Genomic DNA, 23,161 nt, shown 5'->3' with positions numbered 1-23,161 from the left:
GGCCGAGCCAACTGGAAGCATGCTAATGGCTACGATTCATGTAGACGGCAAAGAATACGAAGTCAACGGGGCGGACAACCTGCTGGAAGCTTGTCTGTCTCTTGGCCTCGATATTCCGTACTTTTGCTGGCATCCGGCGCTGGGCAGCGTCGGTGCTTGCCGCCAGTGTGCGGTGAAGCAATATCAAAACGCGGAAGACACGCGTGGTCGCCTGGTGATGTCCTGTATGACGCCAGCCGCCGAAGGCACCTTTATTTCGATTGATGACGAAGAAGCCAAACAGTTCCGTGAAAGCGTGGTGGAGTGGTTGATGACCAACCACCCGCACGACTGTCCGGTGTGTGAGGAGGGCGGTAACTGCCACCTTCAGGATATGACCGTCATGACCGGTCACAGCTTCCGTCGCTATCGCTTTACCAAACGTACCCACCGTAACCAGGATCTGGGGCCGTTCATCTCTCACGAAATGAACCGCTGCATCGCCTGCTACCGCTGCGTGCGTTACTACAAAGATTATGCAGACGGTCAGGATCTGGGCGTGTATGGCGCGCATGACAACGTCTACTTCGGTCGTCCGGAAGACGGTACGCTTGAAAGTGAATTCTCCGGTAACCTGGTAGAAATCTGTCCGACCGGCGTATTCACGGATAAAACCCACTCTGAACGTTACAACCGTAAATGGGACATGCAGTTTGCGCCAAGCATCTGCCAGCAGTGCTCCCTTGGCTGTAACACCAGCCCGGGTGAACGTTACGGCGAACTGCGTCGTATCGAAAACCGTTACAACGGTACCGTTAACCACTACTTCCTCTGCGACCGCGGTCGTTTCGGCTATGGCTATGTGAACCTGAAAGACCGTCCGCGTCAGCCGGTTCAGCGCCGTGGCGATGACGTCATTACCCTCAACGCTGAGCAGGCGATGCAGGGCGCGGCAGATATTCTGCGTCAGTCGAAGAAAGTGATCGGCATTGGCTCCCCGCGCGCCAGCATCGAAAGCAACTTCGCGCTGCGCGAGCTGGTTGGGGCGGAAAACTTCTACACCGGTATCGCCCAGGGCGAGCAGGAACGTCTCCAGCTGGTGCTGAAAGTGCTGCGTGAAGGCGGCATTCACACGCCTGCGCTGCGCGAAATCGAATCTTATGATGCGGTTCTGGTGCTGGGTGAAGATCTGACGCAGACTGGCGCACGCGCGGCCCTGGCGGTTCGCCAGGCGGTGAAAGGCAAAGCACGTGAAATGGCAGCGGCGCAGAAAGTGGCTGACTGGCAGATTGCGGCCATCCTCAACATCGGTCAGCGCGCGAAGCATCCTCTGTTTGTGACTAACGTCGACAACACCCGTCTGGACGATATCGCGGCGTGGACCTACTGCGCGCCGGTTGAAGATCAGGCGCGCCTCGGATTTGCCATTGCCCACGCGCTGGACAGCAACTCGCCGGCCGTTGAACTGGATCGCGACCTGCAAAACAAGGTCGACGTGATTGTTCAGGCGCTGGCGGGGGCGAAGAAACCGCTGATTATTTCCGGTACCAACGCCGGTAGCGCTGAAATCATTCAGGCCGCAGCGAACGTTGCCAAAGCCCTGAAGGGACGCGGCGCTGACGTTGGTGTGACCATGATTGCCCGTGCGGTGAACAGCATCGGTCTGGGTATGATTGGCGGCGGCTCGCTGGAAGACGCGTTAAGCGAACTGGAATCCGGTGCCGCTGACGCCGTTGTGGTGCTGGAAAATGACCTGCATCGCCATGCTTCTGCCGCTCGCGTTGACGCCGCGCTCTCCAGAGCGCCGCTGGTGATGGTTATCGACCATCAGCGCACCGCGATCATGGACAAAGCGCATCTCGTTCTCTCTGCGGCAAGCTTCGCAGAAAGCGACGGGACGGTGATCAACAACGAAGGTCGCGCCCAGCGTTTCTTCCAGGTTTATGACCCGGCCTACTACGACAGCAACACCGTGATGCTGGAAAGCTGGCGCTGGCTGCACTCTCTGCACAGCACCGTGCAGAGCCGTGAAGTTGACTGGACGCAGCTCGACCACGTTATCGACGCGGTTGTTGAGAAACTGCCTCAGCTGGCGGGTATTAAAGATGCCGCGCCGGATGCAAGCTTCCGCATTCGCGGCCAGAAACTGGCGCGTGAGCCGCACCGCTACAGCGGTCGTACCGCGATGCGCGCCAACATCAGCGTGCACGAACCGCGTCAGCCGCAGGATAAAGACACCATGTTCGCCTTCTCGATGGAAGGGAACAACCAGCCGTCTGCGCCGCGTTCGCAAATCCCGTTTGCATGGGCACCGGGCTGGAACTCCCCGCAGGCATGGAACAAATTCCAGGCTGAAGTGGGCGGTCACCTGCGCCACGGCGATCCGGGCGTGCGTCTGATTGAAGCCTCCGAAACCGGTCTGGACTTCTTCACCACCGTTCCGGCGAGCTTCCAGGCGCAGGAAGGTCACTGGCGTATTGCACCGTACTACCATCTGTTCGGTAGCGACGAAATGTCCCAGCGTTCTCCGGTATTCCAGCAGCGTATGCCGCAGCCGTACATCAAGCTCAACCCGGCGGATGCCGCGAAGCTTGGCGTTAACGCGGGTGCGAACATTGCCTTTAGCTACGACGGCCAGACAATCAGCCTGCCGCTGATTATTTCTGAACGCCTGTCAGCAGGGCAGGTGGGTCTGCCGATGGGTATGCCTGGCATCGCGCCGGTCCTGGCGGGTGCGCATCTTGATAACCTTCAGGAGGCAAAAGCATGAGTTGGTTAACGCCGGATCTTATCGACATCCTGCTGAGCATTCTGAAAGCGGTTGTGATTCTGCTGGTGGTGGTCACCTGCGGCGCGTTCATGAGCTTTGGTGAACGTCGTCTGCTCGGTCTGTTCCAGAACCGTTACGGACCGAACCGCGTGGGCTGGGGTGGTTCACTCCAGCTGGTCGCGGACATGATCAAGATGTTCTTTAAAGAGGACTGGGTTCCGCGCTTCTCGGACCGCGTGATCTTTACGCTGGCGCCGATGATCGCCTTCACCTCGCTGCTGCTGGCGTTTGCTATCGTTCCGGTCAGCCCGACCTGGGTGGTCGCTGACCTGAACATCGGCATTCTGTTCTTCCTGATGATGGCAGGCCTCGCGGTTTACGCGGTGCTGTTCGCAGGCTGGTCCAGTAACAACAAATACTCGCTGCTGGGTGCGATGCGTGCTTCCGCGCAGACGCTGAGCTACGAAGTGTTCCTGGGTCTCTCCCTGATGGGCGTGGTGGCGCAGGCCGGTTCATTTAACATGACCGACATCGTCAACAACCAGGCCGACATCTGGAACGTTATACCGCAGTTCTTTGGGTTTATTACCTTTGCCATCGCGGGCGTGGCGGTGTGTCACCGTCACCCGTTTGACCAGCCAGAAGCCGAACAGGAACTGGCCGACGGTTACCACATTGAATATTCCGGTATGAAGTTCGGTCTGTTCTTCGTGGGCGAGTACATCGGTATCGTCACCATTTCGGCGTTGATGGTAACGCTGTTCTTTGGTGGCTGGCATGGCCCGTTCTTACCGCCGTTCATCTGGTTCGCGCTGAAAACCGCGTTCTTCATGATGATGTTCATTTTGATTCGCGCAGCGTTACCGCGTCCGCGTTATGACCAGGTAATGTCCTTCGGCTGGAAAGTGTGCCTGCCGCTGACGCTCGTCAACTTGTTGGTAACGGCGGCTGTCATTCTCTGGCAGCAGCCATAAGGGGCTTTGAGATCATGACCTTAAAAGAATTATTGGTAGGTTTCGGCACCCAGGTACGCAGTATCTGGATGATCGGCCTGCATGCGTTTGCCAAACGCGAAACCCGGATGTACCCGGAAGAGCCGGTATATCTGCCGCCGCGCTACCGTGGACGTATCGTGCTGACGCGCGACCCGGACGGTTCCGAGCGTTGCGTTGCCTGTAACCTGTGTGCGGTAGCGTGTCCGGTGGGCTGTATCTCTCTGCAAAAAGCAGAGACGGTAGACGGCCGCTGGTATCCTGAGTTCTTCCGCATCAACTTCTCACGCTGCATTTTCTGCGGTCTGTGTGAAGAAGCGTGCCCAACCACGGCGATTCAGCTGACTCCAGACTTTGAGCTGGGTGAGTACAAGCGTCAGGATCTGGTGTACGAGAAAGAGGATCTGCTGATTTCCGGTCCGGGCAAATACCCGGAATATAACTTCTACCGGATGGCGGGTATGGCAATCGACGGCAAAGATAAAGGCGAAGCTGAGAACGAAGCTAAGCCTATCGACGTCAAGAGCCTGTTACCGTAAGGAGAGGGCAATGGAATTCGCTTTTTATATCTGTGGCCTTATCGCCATCCTGGCTACGCTGCGAGTGATCACGCACACCAATCCGGTGCATGCGCTGCTGTATTTAATCATCTCGCTGCTGGCTATTTCCGGGGTGTTCTTTGCGCTGGGCGCGCACTTCGCCGGTGCGCTGGAAATCATCGTCTACGCCGGGGCCATCATGGTGCTGTTCGTGTTCGTGGTGATGATGCTCAACCTGGGCGGCTCTGAAATTGAGCAGGAACGTCAGTGGTTAAAACCGCAGGTGTGGATTGGCCCGGCGATTCTGTCGGCCATCATGCTGGCGGTGATTGTTTACGCCATTCTGGGCGTCAACGACCAGGGTATCGACGGGACGCCAATCAGCGCGAAAGCCGTGGGTATCACCCTGTTTGGTCCGTACGTTCTGGCGGTTGAGCTGGCCTCGATGCTGCTGCTGGCGGGTCTGGTTGTGGCCTTCCACGTTGGCCGCGAAGAGCGTGTCGGCGAGGTGCTGAGCAACCGCACTGACGACCGCGCGAAAAGAAAAACGGAGGAACGCGCATGATCCCCTTAACACATGGACTGATCCTCGCTGCGATTTTATTCGTTCTGGGCTTAACCGGTCTGGTTATCCGCCGCAATCTGCTGTTTATGCTGATCGGTCTGGAAATCATGATCAACGCTTCCGCGCTGGCCTTTGTGGTCGCCGGCAGCTACTGGGGCCAGACCGATGGTCAGGTGATGTACATTCTCGCCATCAGCCTCGCGGCTGCTGAAGCGAGTATTGGCCTGGCGCTGTTGCTACAGCTCCATCGTCGCCGCCAGAACCTGAACATCGATTCAGTAAGTGAGTTGCGTGGATGAACATGCTTGCCTTAACCATTATTTTTCCGCTGATTGGCTTCGTGCTGCTGGCGTTTTCTCGCGGCCGCTGGTCTGAGAATCTGTCTGCCACCGTGGGCATTGGCTCTATCGGCCTGGCTGCGCTGGTCACAGCGTATGCGGGTATCGACTTCTTTAACAATGGACGTCAGGCCTACAGCGTACCGCTGTGGAACTGGATGTCGGTCGGTAACTTCAACATCGGTTTCAACCTGGTGCTGGATGGTCTGTCTCTGACCATGCTCTCCGTGGTCACCGGCGTCGGCTTCCTGATCCACATGTTCGCCTCCTGGTACATGCGCGGTGAAGAGGGATACTCCCGCTTCTTCGCCTACACCAACCTGTTTATCGCCAGCATGGTGGTTCTGGTGCTGGCCGATAACCTGCTGCTGATGTATCTGGGCTGGGAAGGCGTGGGTCTGTGCTCTTACCTGCTGATCGGTTTCTACTACACCGATCCGAAGAATGGCGCAGCGGCCATGAAAGCGTTCGTCGTGACCCGCGTGGGTGACGTCTTCCTCGCTTTCGCGTTGTTCATTCTCTACAACGAACTGGGCACGCTGAACTTCCGTGAAATGGTGGAACTGGCGCCGGCGCACTTCGAAGCAGGCAACAACATGCTGTGGTGGGCAACGCTGATGCTGCTGGGTGGCGCCGTGGGTAAATCCGCGCAGCTGCCGTTGCAGACATGGCTGGCCGACGCGATGGCGGGTCCAACCCCTGTCTCCGCGCTGATCCACGCCGCGACCATGGTTACCGCCGGTGTCTACCTGATTGCGCGTACCCATGGCCTGTTCCTGATGACCCCGGAAATTCTGCATCTGGTGGGTATTGTCGGTGCGGTTACGCTGGTGCTGGCAGGCTTTGCCGCGCTGGTGCAGACCGACATCAAACGCGTTCTCGCGTACTCCACCATGAGCCAGATTGGTTACATGTTCCTGGCGCTGGGCGTTCAGGCGTGGGACGCAGCCATTTTCCACCTGATGACGCACGCGTTCTTTAAAGCGCTGCTGTTCCTCTCATCCGGTTCGGTGATCCTGGCCTGCCACCACGAGCAGAACATCTTCAAAATGGGCGGACTGCGTAAGTCCATCCCGCTGGTCTATGTCTGCTTCCTGGTGGGCGGCGCGGCGCTGGCGGCACTGCCGCTGATTACCGCGGGCTTCTTCAGTAAGGACGAAATCCTTGCGGGCGCCATGGCGAATGGTCATATCAATCTGATGGTTGCGGGTCTGGTCGGTGCGTTCATGACCTCCCTGTACACCTTCCGTATGATTTTCATCGTCTTCCACGGTAAAGAACAAATTCACGCTCACGCAGGGAAGGGGATTACCCACCACCTGCCGCTGATTGTGCTGCTGGTCCTGTCCACCTTCGTTGGCGCGATGATTGTGCCACCGTTGCAGGGTGTACTGCCGGCAACAACCGAGCTTGAGCACGGTCGCGTTCTGACGCTTGAAATCACCTCCGGCGTAGTGGCTATAGCGGGCATCCTGATTGCCGCATGGCTGTGGCTGGGCAAACGCACGCTGGTAACTGCCGTTGCCAACAGCGCGCCGGGCCGTCTGCTGGGCACCTGGTGGTACAACGCGTGGGGCTTCGACTGGCTGTACGACATGATCTTCGTGAAGCCGTTCCTGGGCATTGCGTGGCTGCTGAAGCGCGATCCACTGAACAGCCTGATGAATATCCCGGCGATCCTCTCTCGCTTTGCAGGTAAAGGCCTGCTGTTTAGCGAGAACGGTTATCTGCGCTGGTATGTGGCGTCCATGAGCATCGGTGCGGTTGTCGTGCTGGCGCTGCTGATGGTGTTGCGTTGATCGTAAAGTGAATTTTATTCGAATTCGTTGAAAATCAGGCCCCTGCTGGGGGCCTTAAAAAGGAATGTAAATCGCCATGTTACTACCCTGGCTAATATTAATTCCCTTCATCGGCGGCTTCCTGTGCTGGCAGACCGAACGCTTTGGCGTGAAGATGCCGCGCTGGATCGCGCTGATCACCATGGGATTGACGCTCGCGCTTGGCCTGCAACTGTGGTTGCAGGGTGGCTACTCACTGACCCAGTCTGCGGGCCTTCCGCAGTGGCAGTCTGAGTTCATTCTGCCGTGGATCCCACGTTTCGGTATCACGATCCACCTCGCGATTGACGGTCTGTCGCTGCTGATGGTGGTGCTGACCGGTCTGCTCGGCGTTCTGGCGGTACTTTGCTCCTGGCGAGAAATCGAAAAATACCAGGGCTTCTTCCACCTGAACCTGATGTGGATCCTGGGCGGCGTGATCGGCGTGTTCCTGGCCATCGACATGTTCCTGTTCTTCTTCTTCTGGGAGATGATGCTGGTGCCGATGTACTTCCTGATCGCGCTGTGGGGCCATAAGGCGTCCGACGGTAAAACGCGTATCACGGCGGCCACCAAGTTCTTCATCTACACCCAGGCGAGTGGTCTGGTGATGTTGATTGCCATCCTGGCGCTGGTGTTTGTGCATTACAACGCGACCGGTGTCTGGACCTTCAACTACGAAGATCTGCTGAAGACCCCGATGTCCCACGGCGTGGAATACCTGCTGATGCTGGGCTTCTTTATCGCCTTCGCGGTGAAAATGCCGGTGGTTCCGCTGCATGGCTGGCTGCCAGACGCGCACTCTCAGGCGCCAACGGCAGGTTCCGTTGACCTGGCGGGTATCTTGCTGAAAACCGCGGCTTACGGTCTGCTGCGTTTCTCCCTGCCGCTGTTCCCTAACGCCTCCGCAGAGTTCGCGCCGATTGCCATGTGGCTGGGCGTGATCGGTATCTTCTACGGTGCATGGATGGCCTTCACGCAGTACGACATCAAACGTCTGATTGCTTACACCTCCGTTTCCCACATGGGCTTCGTGCTGATTGCCATCTACACCGGCAGCCAGCTGGCGTACCAGGGCGCGGTGATCCAGATGATTGCGCACGGCCTGTCCGCTGCCGGTCTCTTCATCCTGTGTGGTCAGCTGTACGAACGTCTGCATACCCGCGACATGCGTATGATGGGCGGTCTGTGGGGCAAAATGAAATGGCTGCCGGCGCTCTCGATGTTCTTCGCGGTGGCGACTCTGGGTATGCCGGGTACCGGTAACTTCGTCGGCGAGTTTATGATCCTGTTCGGCAGCTTCAACGTGGTACCGACGATCACCGTCATCTCCACCTTTGGTCTGGTGTTTGCCTCCGTGTACTCGCTGGCGATGCTGCACCGCGCTTACTTCGGTAAAGCGAAGAGTGAAATTGCTGCACAAGAATTGCCGGGGATGTCGCTGCGAGAGCTGTTCATCATCCTGCTGCTGGTCGTACTGCTGGTGCTGTTGGGCTTCTATCCGCAGCCGATTCTGGATACCTCGCACTCCGCGATGGGTAACATCCAGCAGTGGTTTGTTAATTCTGCTTCTACTACAAGGCCGTAATTCGCCATGACAATAACTCCACAACAACTGATCGCGCTGCTACCGCTGCTGATCGTCGGATTGACGGTGGTGGTTGTGATGCTCTCCATTGCGTGGCGACGCAATCACTTCCTGAATGCGACCCTGTCCGTTCTGGGTCTGAACGCTGCGTTAGTCTCCCTCTGGTTTGTTGGCCAGGCGGGAGCGATGGACGTCACGCCGCTGATGCGCGTTGACGGCTACGCCATGCTCTACACCGGTCTGGTGCTGCTGGCGAGCCTGGCAACCTGTACCTTTGCGTACCCGTGGCTCGAAGGGTACAACGACAACAAAGAAGAGTTTTACCTGCTGGTACTGATTGCTGCACTGGGCGGCATTCTGCTGGCGAACGCGAACCACATGGCCGCGCTGTTCCTTGGTATTGAGTTGATCTCACTGCCGCTGTTCGGCCTGATTGGTTACGCCTTCCGTCAGAAGCGTTCTCTGGAAGCGGCTATCAAGTACACCATTCTGTCTGCTGCCGCGTCGTCGTTCCTGCTGTTCGGTATCGCGCTGCTGTATGCACAGACGGGTAACCTCTCCTTCCTGGCCATCGGTAAGAGCCTCGGCGACGGCATGATGCATGAGCCGCTGCTGCTGGCGGGTCTGGGCATGATGATTGTTGGCCTTGGCTTTAAACTCTCTCTGGTTCCGTTCCACCTGTGGACGCCAGACGTCTACCAGGGTGCGCCTGCACCGGTCTCTACCTTCCTGGCGACGGCGAGTAAAATCGCTATCTTCGGCGTGGTTATGCGTCTGTTCCTGTACGCCCCGGTGGGTGATAGCGAAGCGGTTCGCGTGGTGCTGGGCATTATCGCGTTCGTTTCTATCATCTTCGGTAACCTGATGGCGCTGAGCCAGACCAACATCAAGCGTCTGCTGGGCTACTCCTCTATCTCCCATCTGGGTTACCTGCTGGTGGCGCTGATTGCGCTGCAAAGCGGTGAGATGTCGATGGAAACCGTGGGTGTGTATCTGGCCGGTTACCTGTTCAGCAGCCTCGGCGCGTTCGGCGTGGTGAGCCTGATGTCCAGTCCGTACCGTGGTCCGGATGCAGATTCCCTGTTCTCCTACCGTGGACTGTTCTGGCACCGTCCGATTCTGTCTGCGGTAATGACCGTGATGATGCTCTCTCTGGCGGGTATCCCAATGACGCTGGGCTTTATCGGTAAGTTCTACGTGCTGGCCGTCGGTGTGCAGGCGGGTCTGTGGTGGCTGACGGCGGGTGTCGTTATCGGCTCCGCGATTGGTCTCTACTACTACCTGCGCGTTGCCGTGAGCCTGTACCTGAGCGCGCCTCAGCAGCTCAACCGCGATGCGCCGTCCAACTGGCAGTACAGCGCCGGCGGTATCGTGGTGCTAATCTCCGCGCTGCTGGTGCTGATCTTCGGTATCTATCCGCAGCCGCTGATTGATATCGTGCAGCGAGCGATGCCGCTGATGTAAAAACAAAAAACCCGCCTCGGCGGGTTTTTTATTGTTTTCTCCCTCTCCCCGTGGGAGAGGGCCGGGGTGAGGGCACCAGCCCGCATAGAGTAAAACATGCCCAGGGCGCTACGCTTGCAGGGCATACGGGTCTTGTAGGTCGGGTAAGCGAAGCGTCACCCGACTAAGCTAACTGCTTCCTGCTTATAAGCGGCCCTTCAATCTTCTTCATCGAGCGGTCCAGCACCTCTTCAATCACCGACGATAGCTCATTTAGCTCAAACTTCGCCACATAGCCGTCCGCCTTCACTTTGCGAATATGATCTTCGTTCGCGTTGCCGGAAAGAGACGAGTGGATCACCACCGGAATATCTTTCAGTACCGGGTCGGTTTTGATTTTGCGCGTCAGCGTAAAGCCGTCCATCTCCGGCATTTCGAGGTCGGTCAATACCAGGGCAATCTTATCGGTAACGGGGACGCCCTCAGCCTGAGCCTGCGCGGCCAACTGAGTGATTTTCTCCCACGCGTCTTTGCCGGTGATATGCAGCTGGGCCGGGATCTCCATCGCCTGCAATCCCTTCTCCAGCATTGAGCGCGCCACTTTCGAATCTTCTGCAACAATCGCGACAGAGCCAGGCTTGATGTTGAATTTGGTGGTTTCCAGATGGGTGGCGTGCAGATCGTGGTTCGCCGGGGTGATGTCGTACAGGATCTGCTCCACGTCCAGCACCATCGCCAGATCGTTGGTATCCGTCTTCTCGTCCAGGCAGGCAATGCTGGTAATGTAGCGACCGCTGACGGCAGTTTCCGCAGCATGCACCTGCTTCCAGTCCAGACGCATGATGTTTTCCACCGATTCCACAGCAAACGCCTGCACGCTGCGGGCATATTCGGTGATCAGCAGGATGTTCAGCCCGGTGGCTGGCTTGCAGCCGGCGACGGCGGCCAGATCGATCACCGGGATCACCTGGTCGCGAATGTTCACCATCCCCATCAGTGGAGACTTCATTCCCGCCGGTTTGGTGAAGGTCGGCATCGGCACAATTTCGCGCAATTTGAACACGTTGATGCCGAACAGCTCGGATTTATTTTCGTTCAGAGAGGTGCCAAGACGGAACAGCAACAGTTCAAAACGGTTGGACAGGGTCAGGTTCGCCCTGTCATCAATATCTTTCTGGAAATTATCCATTCTACCCTCAAGAGAAATGCTGGCCTTTTAATCGTTATCGGCACGCTGAGGGAAAAATGAAGGACTAAACGCTGACCTGAGCAAAATCTTCCGCCAGCTCGCATGCCGGAAATACTTCCCGACACTCTGCCAGCAGGCTTTCAGCGCCGCGGACGTCATAGCGTGAGCTGACGTGAGTAACAATCAGTTTCCGGACGCCAGCCTCACGCGCCAGCTGCGCCGCCTGACGCGTTGAGCTGTGCCCCCGGCTGTTGGCTTTTTCTTCCATCGCCGCTTCCAGCGTCGCCTCATGCACCATCACATCCACACCCCCGGCAAGCCTGAGCGCCGAAGGGCAGGGGGCGGTATCCCCAAAAATAGCCAGTTTTTTGCCTGGCTGCGGCGGCGCGAGGTAATCCTGACCGTTGATGACGCGCCCGTCTTCCAGCGTGACGGTCTCGCCGTGCTTCAGACGCTGGAACAGCGGGCCAGGTTTCACCCCATCGGCCTGCAACGCGGCGGCGTTCAGCGCACCGGGCTTGTCATGCTCCTCAACGCGATAGCCGTAACATTCCACCGGATGGTTAAGCGGGTAAGCGCGCACCTGATAATCTCCGTCGTCGAACACCAGACCTTCGCCGATCTCCACCACCTCCAGCGGATAATCGGTCCACGAGCCGCTCAGGCGCAGCGTGGTTTCAACAAATTCCTGAATACCCGCAGGGCCATAAATGGTCAGCGGGTTAGCGTTACCGGCCATCGAACGGCTACACAGCAGGCCCGGCAGGCCAAACAGATGGTCGCCGTGTAGATGGGTGATAAATATTTTATCCACTTTCCCCGGGTGGTATGAGGTATGCAGCAGCTGATGCTGCGTACCCTCGCCGCAGTCAAACAGCCACAGCCCACCGCGGGTAGGATGCTTAAGATCCAGCAGAATCGCCGTCACGTTTCGTGAGCGGGTTGGCACCCCGGCGGACGTACCCAGAAAAATCAGTTCCATAACGCAATCAGCCCTTTGCCGAATGGGAAGGGGTTTAGTATAACGTGATGAACCCCAGGAAGGAGAAACACATGATCCAGTGGCAAGATCTACACCACAGCGAACTGACCGTGCAGTCACTCTACGCCCTGCTCAAGCTGCGCTGTGAAGTCTTCGTGGTTGAACAAACCTGCCCGTATCAGGATATTGACGGCGATGACTTAATCGGCGAGAACCGGCACATCCTCGGCTGGCGCGATAACGAGCTGGTGGCGTATGCGAGGATTCTGAAAAGCGAACAGGATTTTGACCCTGTCGTCATTGGGCGCGTCATTATCAGCGGCCGCGCGCGCGGTGAAAAGCTGGGCTATCAGCTGATGGAAAAAACGCTGGACGCATGCCAGAAACAGTGGCCGAGCAAGGCGTTATACCTGGGCGCGCAGGCGCATTTGCAATCATTCTATGGCCATTTTGGTTTTACCCCGGTCACGGACATTTACGACGAAGATGGCATCCCACATATCGGCATGGCGCGCGAAGCGAAACAGGCGCAATAGCAAGACGTTGTCTATAGTTACCGGACTGGTGTACTAACATGGAGAAAAAAATGTCATTTCAATCCTGGGATACCCGAGTCGACGACGACCTGACGCTGCTAAGCGAAACGCTGGAAGAAGTGCTGCGCTCTTCAGGCGATCCTGCCGATCAGAAGTACATTGAGCTCAAAGCCCGCGCCGAGCAGGCGCTGCATGACGTGAAAAACCGCGTCAGTAACGCCTCCGACAATTACTACTACCGCGCCAAACAGGCGGTTTATCGTGCCGACGATTATGTGCATGAAAAACCGTGGCAGGGCATTGGGGTCGGTGCGGCCGTAGGGCTGGTGCTGGGTCTGCTGTTAGCCCGTCGTTAAGCCGGTAAACCACTCCCTACACGTGGGTACTGCTATTTATCGTCAGTACCCCGTATAATATAAGGCTTTAACAGGGAGAGGTTCGCGTGCACTCGATTTTCCTCGCGCTGCAAAGCCTGCGCACTCAGCTTGCGCAAGCATTGCCTGCTATACCCGGTTTACGCCATTTCGATGTCTCTTTCCCGTTAAACGACGCCTTCGATCCGCTGGCCTGGCTGGGTGTGCAGCGATGCTATCCTCAGTTTTACTGGCAACAGCGCAGCGGCGATGAAGAACTTGCCGCGCTCGGAAGCCTCGCCCAGTTTGATTCTCTGGCTTCGGCCTCGCGGTTTTTGCACGCCCATGACGTAGCCAATGACACCCGTATCTGCGGCCTGAACGCCTTCAACCCGGCGCAGGGCAAGCTGTTTTTACCGCGCCTTCTCTGGCGACGGTCTGGCGGGGTCGCCACGCTGCGTCTGCAACTGTGGAGCGAAACGTCGCTGCGGGAAGATGCCCGTAAGGCGCTGAATTTTGTCGATAACCTGCGCGACGCCGCGCCGATCCGCCCGTTGTCCGTGCAGATTGTGCAGGAAACCCATCATCCGGAAAAACCGGACTGGCTGGCGTTGATTCGTCAGGCGACGGATACCCTTGCTCGCGGTGATTTTGAGAAAGTGGTGCTCGCACGTGCTACAGACGTTCAGTGCCAGCAGCCCGTGAACGCCATCGCGCTGATGGCTGCAAGCCGCGCGCTAAACCTCAACTGCTATCATTTTTGTATGGTCTTTGACGCCAGCAATGCCTTCCTCGGCTCGACGCCCGAGCGCCTGTGGCGGCGACGCGGCACGCTGCTGCGCACTGAAGCGCTGGCAGGCACCGTCGCCAGCCATTCTGACGATAAGCAGGCCCAGCGTCTGGGCGACTGGCTGATGAACGACGATAAAAATCAGCGGGAAAATATGCTGGTGGTGGAAGATATCTGCCAGCGTCTTCAGCACCATACCCGGACGCTGGAGATCCTGCCAGCGCAGGTGCTGCGTCTGCGCAAGGTGCAGCATTTACGCCGCTGTATCTGGACCGAACTTAAACAGCCTGACGACGAACAGTGTCTGCATATTTTGCAACCGACGGCGGCGGTGGCCGGGCTGCCGCGACAGGCGGCCCGAGAATTTATTGCGAAAGTCGAGCCGTTTGACCGGGAGTGGTACGCCGGTTCGGCGGGCTATTTATCGCGCGATCAGAGCGAATTCTGTGTGGCATTACGCTCCGCCCGCGTTCACAACGCTGCGCTGCGTCTTTATGCGGGGGCGGGCATCGTCAGCGGCTCCGATCCTGAGCAGGAGTGGCAGGAGATCGAAAACAAGGCCGCCGGGCTGCGTTCCCTTCTCCTAAGGGATTAATACTGATTCGTGCAATCCCGATTCATATCAAAATTCTGACTTTTTCTATTATTTATACTGTGTCGCATTCTTGATACTGGACAATCTCATGTCAGTAAGTTCTTTTAACCGACGCTGGGCGGCGGTGATCCTTGAAGCCCTGACCCGTCATGGTGTCAGGCATGTGTGTATTGCCCCGGGCTCTCGCTCCACGCCGCTCACCCTTGCTGCCGCGGAAAACCGGGCTTTTATTCACCACACCCATTTTGATGAGCGTGGTCTGGGCCATCTGGCGCTCGGGCTGGCGAAAGTCAGTAAAGCGCCCGTGGCGGTGATCGTCACCTCCGGCACGGCGGTGGCGAACCTCTATCCGGCGCTGATAGAAGCGGGATTAACCGGCGAAAAGCTGATTTTACTCACCGCCGACCGTCCCCCGGAACTTATCGACTGCGGCGCTAACCAGGCGATTCGTCAGCCTGGCATTTTTGCCTCGCATCCTTCACAGACGGTCTCGTTGCCGCGCCCCACCCAGGACATTCCCGCCAGCTGGCTGGTCTCAACCCTCGACCACGCCATGAACGCACTGCGCAGCGGCGGGCTACACATTAACTGCCCGTTTGCCGAGCCGCTGTACGGTGAAATGAACGATACTGGCCTCGTCTGGCAACAGCAGCTGGGAGACTGGTGGGAGAGCGAAAAACCCTGGCTGCGCGAGCAGACGCATCTGGAAAGCGCTAAACAGCGCGACTGGTTCTTCTGGCGTCAGAAGCGCGGCGTGGTGATAGCCGGGCGGATGAGTGCGGCGGAAGGTAAGCTTGCGGCGGAGTGGGCACAAACGCTTGGCTGGCCGCTGATTGGTGACGTGCTTTCCCAGACGGGCCAGCCGCTGCCCTGCGCCGACCTCTGGCTGGGGAACGCGAAAGCGGTCACCGAGCTGGCGCAGGCGCAGATTGTCGTCCAGCTGGGATCGAGCCTGACGGGGAAGCGTCTGCTCCAGTGGCAGGCCACCTGTACGCCTGAAGAGTACTGGCTGGTGGACCCGCTCGAAGGACGCCTTGACCCGGCGCACCATCGTGGCCGCCGCCTGGTGAGCGATATTAACAGCTGGCTGGAATTGCATCCGGCGGAAAAACGCAAACCCTGGGCGGTGGAGATCCCGGCGCTGTCACGTCAGGCGTGGGAACTCACCAAAGCGCAGTGCGAGGCGTTCAGTGAAGCCGGGCTGGCGCACCGTATCCGCAAATATCTTCCCGAGCAGGGACAACTTTTTGTCGGTAACAGCCTGGTGGTGCGCCTGATTGACGCCTTTTCGCAGCTGCCGGCGGGTTATCCGGTGTACAGCAACCGGGGCGCGAGCGGCATTGACGGCCTGATCTCCACCGCCGCTGGCGTACAGAGGGCCAGCGCGAAATCCACGCTGGCGATTGTGGGGGATCTCTCAGCCCTCTACGATCTCAACGCGCTGGCGCTCCTGCGTCAGGCGTCGGCCCCGTTCGTGCTGATTATTGTGAACAATAACGGCGGGCAGATTTTCTCGTTGCTGCCGACGCCGCAAAGCGAGCGTGAGCGCTTCTATCTGATGCCGCAAAACGTGCAGTTCGAACACGCCGCCGCCATGTTCAGCCTGAAGTACCATCGCCCGGAAAACTGGGACGCGCTGGAGACGGCGCTGAACACCGCCTGGCGGCAGCCTGGCGCGACGCTCATTGAGCTGGTGGTAAACGATGCTGACGGCGCGCAGAAGCTGCAACATCTGCTTGCGCAGGTGAGTCACCTGTGATCCTCGCAGGCGTCTCCCAGCCAGGAAAACCAGGCTACCCCTGGCTGGTTTTCCTGCACGGTTTTTCCGGCGACTGTCGCGAGTGGCAGGCTGTCGGGGCGTCGCTGCATGACTACCCCCGGCTCTACATTGACCTGCCCGGGCACGGTGGTTCAGCGGATACGGGCGTGACGGGGTTTGCAGAGGTAAGTGAATTGCTCTCGCATACCCTTGTTAGTTACAACATACTAAGATACTGGCTCGTGGGGTACTCCCTCGGCGGCCGCATTGCGATGTTCCATGCCTGCCAGCATCCTGCGGGGTTAGACGGGGTGATTGTGGAAGGTGGACACCCGGGCCTGCAAGACGCCGATGCGCGCCAGGCCCGGCTGATCTCTGACCGCCGCTGGGCGTCACGGTTTCGCAGTGAGCCGCTGGAGGCCGTCTTTGCCGACTGGTATCAACAGCCGGTCTTTGCCTCACTTACGGATGATCAGCGCAGGGCGCTGATCGCGCTGCGCAGCCGGAACAACGGCCCGAGGCTGGCAGAGATGCTGGAGGCCACCTCGCTTGCCGTTCAGCCTGATTTACGTCCCGCGCTCATCGCGCGTGATTTTTCTTTTGACTATCTCTATGGCGAACGTGACGGGAAGTTTGCAGCTATCGCCGCTGAACTTAACGCCACGCGTCATGCTATCCCTCACGCCGGACACAACGCCCACCGGGACAACCCGGAAGCTGTTGCCGCGAGTCTGGCTCAGATACTGCGTTATCGAACAAAGGACACGCTATGATCTATCCTGATGAACACATGCTTTACGCGCCGGTTGAATGGCAGGACTGCTCCGAAGGCTACACCGACATTCGTTACCACAAATCCGCCGATGGTATCGCCAAAATCACTATCAACCGTCCACAGGTGCGCAACGCATTTCGTCCGCTGACCGTAAAAGAGATGATCCAGGCGCTGGCGGATGCCCGCTACGATGACACTATCGGCGTCATCATCCTCACCGGGGAAGGGGAGAAAGCCTTCTGCTCCGGCGGCGATCAGAAAGTCCGCGGTGACTACGGCGGATACCAGGATGATGCGGGCACGCACCACCTGAACGTGCTGGATTTCCAGCGCCATATCCGCACCTGTCCAAAACCGGTGGTCGCGATGGTGGCAGGGTATTCCATCGGCGGCGGTCACGTGCTGCACATGATGTGTGACCTGACGATCGCGGCGGAAAATGCCATTTTCGGTCAGACTGGCCCGAAAGTCGGCTCTTTCGACGGCGGCTGGGGCGCGTCCTATATGGCGCGCATTGTCGGCCAGAAAAAAGCCCGCGAAATCTGGTTCCTGTGCCGTCAGTACAATGCGCAGGAAGCGCTGGATATGGGGCTGGTTAACACCGTGGTGCCGATCGCCGATCTGGAAAAAGAGACCGTGCGCTGGTGTCGCGAAATGCTGCAAAACAGCCCAATGGCGCTGCGCTGCCTGAAAGCGGCCCTCAACGCCGACTGTGACGGTCAGGCGGGCCTTCAGGAGCTGGCAGGTAACGCCACCATGCTGTTCTATATGACCGAAGAGGGTCAGGAAGGGCGCAACGCGTTCAACGAAAAACGCCAGCCAGACTTCAGCAAATACAAACGGAACCCGTAATGCGTCGCGTGCAGGTTTACCGCTGGCAGATACCGATGGACGCGGGCGTGGTGCTGCGTGAACGGCGGTTAAAAACCCGTGACGGCTTTTTCGTGCACCTCCGGGAGGGCGAGCGGGAAGGGTGGGGCGAGATAGCCCCACTTCCGGGCTTTAGCCTGGAAACGCTCGACGAGGCGCAGGCCGCGCTGATGGCCTGGACGCACGCCTGGCGCGAGGGAGAAGATCCGGCGCTGCCGGACGTTCCTTCCGTCGCGTTCGGCATCAGCTGCGCGCTGGCAGAGCTGGACGGCAGTTTGCCGGAGGCGGCGAACTATCGCGCCGCGCCGCTCTGTACTGGCGATCCGGATGAACTTTTCGCGCTCCTTTCCGCGATGCCTGGCGAGAAGGTGGCGAAAATAAAGGTCGGCCTGTACGAAGCGGTGCGCGACGGGATGGTGGTTAATCTGTTACTGGAAGCCATTCCCGATCTGCACCTGCGCCTGGACGCCAACCGCGCCTGGACACCGCTCAGGGCGCAGCAGTTTGCGAAGTACGTCAACCCGGCGTACCGCAACCGCATCGCGTTTCTCGAAGAGCCGTGCAAAACGCGCGACGACTCTCGCGCCTTCGCCCGGGAAACCGGCATCGCCATTGCCTGGGATGAGAGCCTGCGCGAAGCCGATTTCGCGTTTGCCGCCGAGCCGGGCGTCAGGGCCGTGGTGATTAAGCCAACGCTGACCGGCAGCCTCGACAAGGTGCGCGAGCAGGTTGCGGCGGCCCATGCCGCAGGGCTGACGGCGGTGATCAGTTCATCCATCGAATCCAGCCTCGGCCTGACGCAGCTGGCGGGCATCGCTGCATGGTTAACGCCGGACACCGTTCCCGGTCTCGATACGCTAAACCTGATGCAGGCCCAGCTGATTCGCCAGTGGCCTGGCAGCACCTTGCCGTGCCTCGACGTCGGGGCGCTGGAGCCATTGCGATGAGTTTTACCGACTGGCCGTGGCGGCACTGGCGCACCCGGCGTGCCGATAAACCCGCGCTGCGTTTAGACGATGTAACGCTCAGTTGGACTCAGCTGGGCAAGCGTATCGATCGTCTGGCAGCCGGTTTTCAGTCTCAGGGCGTTGCTGACGGTGACGGCGTCATGCTGCTCGCCCACAACCACCCGCAGACCCTGCTGGCCTGGCTGGCGCTGCTTCAGTGCGGCGCCCGCATTTTGCCGGTGAACCCTCAGCTTCCCCGTCCGCTGCTGGACGTCCTCCTGCCGCAGATGACCCTGCGTTTTGCGCTGGTGCTTAACGGTGAGTATGACGGTCTGCCCGCGCTGGCATTAAGAGAGGGCGAGGGGCAGGGGGGCGTGACGTGGCGGGCAGAACGACTGGCCTCAATGACGCTCACCTCCGGCTCCACCGGTTTGCCAAAAGCGGCGGTGCACACCTGTGCCGCCCACCTTGCCAGCGCAAAAGGGGTGCTGGCGCTGATGCCTTACGGCGATAGCGACGACTGGCTGCTCTCTCTGCCGCTGTTTCACGTCTCCGGTCAGGGGATTTTGTGGCGCTGGTTACAGGGCGGAGGCCGTCTCACCGTACGCGTAAAACAGCCGCTTGAGCAGGCGCTACAGGGCTGTACCCATGCCTCGCTGGTGCCAACGCAGCTGTGGCGACTGCTTAATTCACACCATCCCGTCGCGCTGAAAGCCGTGTTGCTCGGCGGGGCGGAAATCCCCGTTGCGCTGACCGAACAGGCGCGCGAGCAGGGGATCCGTACATTCTGCGGCTACGGTCTGACCGAGTTCGCCTCCACCGTCTGCGCCAAAGAGGCCGACGGCGCGCCGGACGTGGGCAGCGCGCTGCCGGGCAGAGACGTTCAGGTGGTAAACGGTGAAGTCTGGATCCGGGCGGAAAGCATGGCGGCAGGCTACTGGCGAGACGGCGCATTATTGCCGCTGGTCAATGCGCAGGGCTGGTTCGCCACCCGGGATCGCGGCGAGTGGCATGACGGGCGCCTGACCATTCTGGGCCGAATGGACAATCTCTTTTTCAGCGGCGGAGAAGGGATCCAGCCGGAAGCGCTGGAGCGCGTTATCGCCACGCATCCGCAGGTAAGCCAGGCGTTTGTCGTTCCGCTGGATGATGCCGAGTACGGGCAACGCCCGGTGGCGGTGGTGGAATGCGAGCCGGGCACGGATATCACGCTGCTGCCGGAGTGGGTTCAGGGCAGGCTGGCGCGCTTTGAGCAGCCGGTACACTGGCTGGCGCTGCCGTCAGAACTGAAAAATGGCGGGATTAAAATCTCCCGCCAGGCGTTAAAGCAGTGGGTCAATGCCCTGTTGAGGGGCTAATCAGCCGATATCCGGCTGCGGTTTGTGCTGGCGTCGGCGGATCCAGCGCAGCACCGGCGGCACGACAATCACCATAATCGCCATTGCCAGCAGGATCTTCGTTACGTTGCTCTCCCACAGGATCCCCATGTTGCCGTTGCTGATGGAGAGGGCGCGGCGCAGGTTCTGCTCCAGCATTTCCCCCAGCACAAACCCTAAAATCAGCGGCGACATCGGGAAGTGCATCTTGCGCAGAATGTAGCCCAGCACGCCGAGCAGCACCATCAACACCAGGTCGAAGGTGGTGCTGTGCACCGCGTACACCCCAACCGCAGAGACGGCGGCGATGGCCGGGACCAGGAACCACAGGGGAATGGTCAGCATGCGGGTGAACAGGCCGATCAGCGGGATGTTCATTACCAGCAGCATCACGTTGGCGATCAGCAGGGCGGCAATCAAACCCCAGACGATATCGGGCTGCTCGGTAAACATCGCCGGACCCGGGGTGATGTTATAGAGCGTCAGCGCGCCCATCATTACCGCCGTGGTGCCGGAGCCCGGCACGCCGAGGGTCAGCATCGGGATAAACGAGCCGCAGGCCGAGGCGTTATTCGCCGCCTCCGGCGCCGCCACGCCGCGGATATCGCCTTTGCCGAAGCTGTCGCTGTTGCCGCTCAGCTTTTTCTCGGTCATGTAGGTGATGGCGCTGGCGATAGTCGCCCCCGCGCCGGGCAGAATGCCGACGAAGAAACCGATCACCGACGAACGCAGGGTGGCACCCACACACTGCGCCCCCTCTTTGGCATTAAAGAGCATACGTCCGGTTTTACGCACCAGCGTCTGCCCGCTGCTGGTATGTTCCAGCATCAGTAAGATTTCTGAGACAGAGAACAGACCAATCACCACGACGATAAACTGCACGCCGTCGGAGAGATGAACGCTGTCGAAGGTAAAACGATAAACCCCGGTGTTGGCATCCACGCCGACGGTGGCCAGACTGAGGCCAATCAACGCAGACAAAAACGACTTCAGCGGATTCTGCGCCATCATGCTGCCGAGACAGGCGATAGCGAACACCATCAGGGCAAAATACTCGGCCGGACCAAACGCCAGCGACCACTGGGCCAGCGCCGGGGCGAAGAGGATGATGCCGCCAATGGCGATCAGGGAGCCAAAGAACGAGCTGACGGCGGAAATAGAGAGCGCCACGCCGCCGCGTCCATGCTGCGCCATTGGATAGCCATCCAGCGCGGTCATAATGGCGGCGGCATCGCCGGGCACGTTAAGCAGAATCGAGGAAATACGCCCCCCGTATTCGCAGCCGATATAAACCGTCGCCAGCAGGATCAGCGCCGATTCCGCAGGCAGGTGCAGCGCAAAGGCCAGCGGCAGTAAAATCGCCACGCCGTTGATAGGTCCAAGGCCCGGCAGCAGGCCGACGATGGTCCCGACGAAACAGCCGATCAGGGCGATCACCAGGTTTTCCGGGGTCATCGCTACCGCGAACCCCTGAGAGAGATAGATCCAGGTATCCATAGCGTGCTCCGTTAGTTAAACCATGCGCCAAGCGGCAGGGTCACGTCCAGCAGGCGGTCGAAGGCGTACCAGAGTAAAATGCCCAGTACGACCCCGGAGATCCCCGCCGCAGGCAGCGAGGCGTTAAATAGTATGCCAATCACCATCGTCAGCAGGGCGGTGGCAATCGGGAAGCCGAGCCATTCAAAGCCCCACGCGTACATCAGCAGGACAATCACCATTACCAGCAGACGTTGCAGCGTTCGGCGTGGCGGCCACTCCACGGTATCCGGATGGCGCAGCAGCAGCGCTACCGAGCAGAGCAGCATCAGGCCGACAATGCCGACGGGAAAGGGGCGTGGCCCCACGGGTTCATAGCTGTATTCGCTGTGGATCTGCCAGGCGACGAACATGCCGCCAATGCAGAGCAGCAGCCATATCCCGGCAAAAATGCGATCGCTCATAGCGCCTCCGGTTATTTCGCCAGACCAAAGGCTTTCGCCTGTACGCGGTAGTCATTCACCTGTTTTTTGACATACTCGTCCAGCTGCTTGCCGTTCAGGTTGAACTCAAACAGCCCGCGCAGATCGCGCTGTTTTTTGAACTCCTCGGTTTGCTGAAGTTTTGCGAAGGTATCCACCCACCACTGGTATTCGGCGTCGGTCACTTTTGGCCCGACGAAGAAGCCGCGGATGATCGGCCAGACCAGGTTATAACCCTGCTCTTTGGCGGTTGGGACGTCTGCCAGCTGGCCCGGCAGACGGTTTTCTGAGAAGACCGCCAGCACGCGGATCTTATCCCCGCTCAGGTAGGGCACCATTTCGCTGAGATCGCCCGATACCGCCTGGACGTGATTGCCCATCAGCGCCGTCACCGGCTCGCCGCCGCCTTCAAAGGCCACGTAACGCATCTTGTGCGGATCCACTTTGGCCTGCTGCGCCAGCAGCGCGGCTTTCATCCAGTCCTGGCTGCCAATAGAGGCGCCCGCGCCAATGACCACGCTGTTCGGATCTTTTTCCATGGCGGTAAGCAGATCTTTGAGGGATTTCCACGGAGAGTCCGCGCGCACGGCGATCATGCCGTAATCGGTGCCTACGGTGGCGAGCCAGCGCACGTCATTCACGTCATAACGACCAAATTTCCCCTGCGACAGGTTCAGCAGCGAACCGCCGGAGAAGGCCACCACGGTGCCCGCTTCGGCAGGGCGCTGGGCGACGATGGCGTTATAGGCTACCGCGCCCACGCCGCCGGGCATGTAGGTAACGCGCATCGGTTTCTCAATGGCCTTCGTCTCCAGCAGGCTGACCTGAATCAGCTTACAGGTCAGGTCGAAGCCGCCGCCGGGTTTGGCCGGGGCGATACATTCGGTACGGGATGGCGCGTCCTGCGCCTGGACAACAGAGGCACTCAACAGCAATACGCTTGCAGCAAGGGTAGAAAGTAATTGTTTTTTCATCGTTTATCCTCACGCCGGAGAACCGG

General features: G+C 59.1%; 21 protein-coding genes. 16 read left to right on the top strand and 5 right to left on the bottom strand.

The window, feature by feature from the left end:
- The first annotated feature begins 25 nt into the window (after positions 1-25).
- From nuoG to nuoN, 8 genes are all read left to right on the top strand, one after another.
- A complete protein-coding gene (gene nuoG, locus SK47_RS14760; protein WP_003861488.1) occupies positions 26-2,749 on the top strand; it encodes an NADH-quinone oxidoreductase subunit NuoG in 2,724 nt (907 codons plus the stop codon).
- Complete coding sequence (gene nuoH, locus SK47_RS14755; RefSeq protein WP_003861490.1) at positions 2,746-3,723, top strand: NADH-quinone oxidoreductase subunit NuoH; 978 nt, start codon at positions 2,746-2,748, stop codon at positions 3,721-3,723. The genes nuoG and nuoH overlap by 4 nt, the downstream gene beginning before the upstream one ends.
- A 14-nt stretch (positions 3,724-3,737) precedes the next feature.
- A complete protein-coding gene (gene nuoI, locus SK47_RS14750) occupies positions 3,738-4,280 on the top strand; it encodes an NADH-quinone oxidoreductase subunit NuoI (RefSeq protein ID WP_003861491.1) in 543 nt (180 codons plus the stop codon).
- Positions 4,281-4,290: 10 nt separating this feature from the next.
- A complete protein-coding gene (gene nuoJ, locus SK47_RS14745; protein ID WP_003861493.1) occupies positions 4,291-4,845 on the top strand; it encodes an NADH-quinone oxidoreductase subunit J in 555 nt (184 codons plus the stop codon).
- Positions 4,842-5,144, top strand: coding sequence for an NADH-quinone oxidoreductase subunit NuoK (gene nuoK, locus SK47_RS14740; protein ID WP_003861496.1), 303 nt, complete (start codon positions 4,842-4,844; stop codon positions 5,142-5,144). Before nuoJ ends, nuoK begins: the two co-directional genes overlap by 4 nt.
- A complete protein-coding gene (gene nuoL / locus SK47_RS14735; protein ID WP_003861497.1) occupies positions 5,141-6,982 on the top strand; it encodes an NADH-quinone oxidoreductase subunit L in 1,842 nt (613 codons plus the stop codon). The genes nuoK and nuoL overlap by 4 nt, the downstream gene beginning before the upstream one ends.
- 76 nt (positions 6,983-7,058) lie before the next feature.
- A complete protein-coding gene (nuoM, locus tag SK47_RS14730) occupies positions 7,059-8,588 on the top strand; it encodes an NADH-quinone oxidoreductase subunit M (RefSeq protein ID WP_003861498.1) in 1,530 nt (509 codons plus the stop codon).
- A gap of 6 nt (positions 8,589-8,594) precedes the next feature.
- A complete protein-coding gene (gene nuoN / locus SK47_RS14725; protein ID WP_003861500.1) occupies positions 8,595-10,052 on the top strand; it encodes an NADH-quinone oxidoreductase subunit NuoN in 1,458 nt (485 codons plus the stop codon).
- 163 nt (positions 10,053-10,215) lie between these two features.
- On the opposite strand, the gene SK47_RS14720 is transcribed toward nuoN, so the two are convergent.
- Both SK47_RS14720 and rbn read right to left on the bottom strand, forming a co-directional pair.
- On the bottom strand, positions 10,216-11,220 hold the full coding sequence (locus SK47_RS14720; RefSeq protein ID WP_003859465.1) for a chemotaxis protein: 1,005 nt from the start codon (positions 11,218-11,220) through the stop codon (positions 10,216-10,218).
- Between the two features lie 64 nt (positions 11,221-11,284).
- A complete protein-coding gene (rbn, locus tag SK47_RS14715) occupies positions 11,285-12,202 on the bottom strand; it encodes a ribonuclease BN (RefSeq protein WP_003859463.1) in 918 nt (305 codons plus the stop codon).
- A gap of 71 nt (positions 12,203-12,273) precedes the next feature.
- Between rbn and SK47_RS14710 the strand changes: the two genes are divergently transcribed.
- The 8 genes from SK47_RS14710 (at position 12,274) to menE (ending at position 20,185) form a co-directional block, all read left to right on the top strand.
- Positions 12,274-12,738, top strand: coding sequence for a GNAT family N-acetyltransferase (locus tag SK47_RS14710; RefSeq protein WP_048244579.1), 465 nt, complete (start codon positions 12,274-12,276; stop codon positions 12,736-12,738).
- A 50-nt stretch (positions 12,739-12,788) separates the two neighbouring features.
- Positions 12,789-13,094, top strand: coding sequence for a stress response protein ElaB (gene elaB / locus SK47_RS14705; RefSeq protein WP_017693006.1), 306 nt, complete (start codon positions 12,789-12,791; stop codon positions 13,092-13,094).
- An 86-nt stretch (positions 13,095-13,180) separates the two neighbouring features.
- Positions 13,181-14,476, top strand: coding sequence for an isochorismate synthase MenF (gene menF / locus SK47_RS14700; RefSeq protein ID WP_048244576.1), 1,296 nt, complete (start codon positions 13,181-13,183; stop codon positions 14,474-14,476).
- Positions 14,477-14,564: 88 nt separating this feature from the next.
- On the top strand, positions 14,565-16,235 hold the full coding sequence (gene menD / locus SK47_RS14695; protein ID WP_032609736.1) for a 2-succinyl-5-enolpyruvyl-6-hydroxy-3-cyclohexene-1-carboxylic-acid synthase: 1,671 nt from the start codon (positions 14,565-14,567) through the stop codon (positions 16,233-16,235).
- On the top strand, positions 16,232-17,008 hold the full coding sequence (gene menH, locus SK47_RS14690) for a 2-succinyl-6-hydroxy-2,4-cyclohexadiene-1-carboxylate synthase (RefSeq protein ID WP_022651532.1): 777 nt from the start codon (positions 16,232-16,234) through the stop codon (positions 17,006-17,008). Before menD ends, menH begins: the two co-directional genes overlap by 4 nt.
- Positions 17,005-17,862: a 1,4-dihydroxy-2-naphthoyl-CoA synthase gene (gene menB / locus SK47_RS14685; protein WP_048244574.1), complete on the top strand. Its 858-nt coding sequence runs from the start codon at positions 17,005-17,007 to the stop codon at positions 17,860-17,862. The genes menH and menB overlap by 4 nt, the downstream gene beginning before the upstream one ends.
- The gene (gene menC / locus SK47_RS14680) at positions 17,862-18,827 is read left to right on the top strand and encodes an o-succinylbenzoate synthase (RefSeq protein WP_048244572.1); all 966 of its coding nucleotides are present in this window, start codon (positions 17,862-17,864) and stop codon (positions 18,825-18,827) included. The genes menB and menC overlap by 1 nt, the downstream gene beginning before the upstream one ends.
- On the top strand, positions 18,824-20,185 hold the full coding sequence (menE, locus tag SK47_RS14675) for an o-succinylbenzoate--CoA ligase (protein ID WP_023314578.1): 1,362 nt from the start codon (positions 18,824-18,826) through the stop codon (positions 20,183-20,185). The genes menC and menE overlap by 4 nt, the downstream gene beginning before the upstream one ends.
- Here the strand turns inward: menE and SK47_RS14670 are convergent, their stop codons facing one another.
- From SK47_RS14670 to SK47_RS14660, 3 genes are read right to left on the bottom strand one after another with little or no spacing between them, the layout of a single operon-like run.
- Positions 20,186-21,700, bottom strand: coding sequence for a tripartite tricarboxylate transporter permease (locus tag SK47_RS14670; RefSeq protein WP_023314577.1), 1,515 nt, complete (start codon positions 21,698-21,700; stop codon positions 20,186-20,188). It abuts the gene before it with no gap.
- An 11-nt stretch (positions 21,701-21,711) separates the two neighbouring features.
- A complete protein-coding gene (locus tag SK47_RS14665) occupies positions 21,712-22,143 on the bottom strand; it encodes a tripartite tricarboxylate transporter TctB family protein (RefSeq protein ID WP_003859443.1) in 432 nt (143 codons plus the stop codon).
- Positions 22,144-22,154: 11 nt separating this feature from the next.
- Complete coding sequence (locus tag SK47_RS14660; RefSeq protein WP_023314576.1) at positions 22,155-23,135, bottom strand: Bug family tripartite tricarboxylate transporter substrate binding protein; 981 nt, start codon at positions 23,133-23,135, stop codon at positions 22,155-22,157.
- Positions 23,136-23,161: the final 26 nt, after the last annotated feature.

It is taken from the genome of Enterobacter sp. BWH52 (assembly GCF_001037565.1).
Taxonomy (GTDB): domain Bacteria; phylum Pseudomonadota; class Gammaproteobacteria; order Enterobacterales; family Enterobacteriaceae; genus Enterobacter; species Enterobacter hormaechei_C.
The sequence above is the reverse complement of the archived record's forward strand: the minus strand, read 5'-3'. Positions and strand labels throughout refer to the sequence as shown.

Bases quoted from the DNA above. Each gene is read 5' to 3' on its own strand.
- SK47_RS14665 (WP_003859443.1), bottom strand. From the start codon at position 22,143: ATGAGCGATCGCATTTTTGCCGGGATATGGCTGCTGCTCTGCATTGGC.
- SK47_RS14660 (WP_023314576.1), bottom strand. From the start codon at position 23,135: ATGAAAAAACAATTACTTTCTACCCTTGCTGCAAGCGTATTGCTGTTG.
- nuoH (WP_003861490.1), top strand. From the start codon at position 2,746: ATGAGTTGGTTAACGCCGGATCTTATCGACATCCTGCTGAGCATTCTG.
- nuoN (WP_003861500.1), top strand. From the start codon at position 8,595: ATGACAATAACTCCACAACAACTGATCGCGCTGCTACCGCTGCTGATC.
- nuoI (WP_003861491.1), top strand. From the start codon at position 3,738: ATGACCTTAAAAGAATTATTGGTAGGTTTCGGCACCCAGGTACGCAGT.
- nuoK (WP_003861496.1), top strand. From the start codon at position 4,842: ATGATCCCCTTAACACATGGACTGATCCTCGCTGCGATTTTATTCGTT.
- menC (WP_048244572.1), top strand. From the start codon at position 17,862: ATGCGTCGCGTGCAGGTTTACCGCTGGCAGATACCGATGGACGCGGGC.
- rbn (WP_003859463.1), bottom strand. From the start codon at position 12,202: ATGGAACTGATTTTTCTGGGTACGTCCGCCGGGGTGCCAACCCGCTCA.
- SK47_RS14670 (WP_023314577.1), bottom strand. From the start codon at position 21,700: ATGGATACCTGGATCTATCTCTCTCAGGGGTTCGCGGTAGCGATGACC.
- SK47_RS14710 (WP_048244579.1), top strand. From the start codon at position 12,274: ATGATCCAGTGGCAAGATCTACACCACAGCGAACTGACCGTGCAGTCA.
- menD (WP_032609736.1), top strand. From the start codon at position 14,565: ATGTCAGTAAGTTCTTTTAACCGACGCTGGGCGGCGGTGATCCTTGAA.
- nuoM (WP_003861498.1), top strand. From the start codon at position 7,059: ATGTTACTACCCTGGCTAATATTAATTCCCTTCATCGGCGGCTTCCTG.
- menB (WP_048244574.1), top strand. From the start codon at position 17,005: ATGATCTATCCTGATGAACACATGCTTTACGCGCCGGTTGAATGGCAG.
- nuoJ (WP_003861493.1), top strand. From the start codon at position 4,291: ATGGAATTCGCTTTTTATATCTGTGGCCTTATCGCCATCCTGGCTACG.
- elaB (WP_017693006.1), top strand. From the start codon at position 12,789: ATGTCATTTCAATCCTGGGATACCCGAGTCGACGACGACCTGACGCTG.
- nuoL (WP_003861497.1), top strand. From the start codon at position 5,141: ATGAACATGCTTGCCTTAACCATTATTTTTCCGCTGATTGGCTTCGTG.
- nuoG (WP_003861488.1), top strand. From the start codon at position 26: ATGGCTACGATTCATGTAGACGGCAAAGAATACGAAGTCAACGGGGCG.
- SK47_RS14720 (WP_003859465.1), bottom strand. From the start codon at position 11,220: ATGGATAATTTCCAGAAAGATATTGATGACAGGGCGAACCTGACCCTG.
- menE (WP_023314578.1), top strand. From the start codon at position 18,824: ATGAGTTTTACCGACTGGCCGTGGCGGCACTGGCGCACCCGGCGTGCC.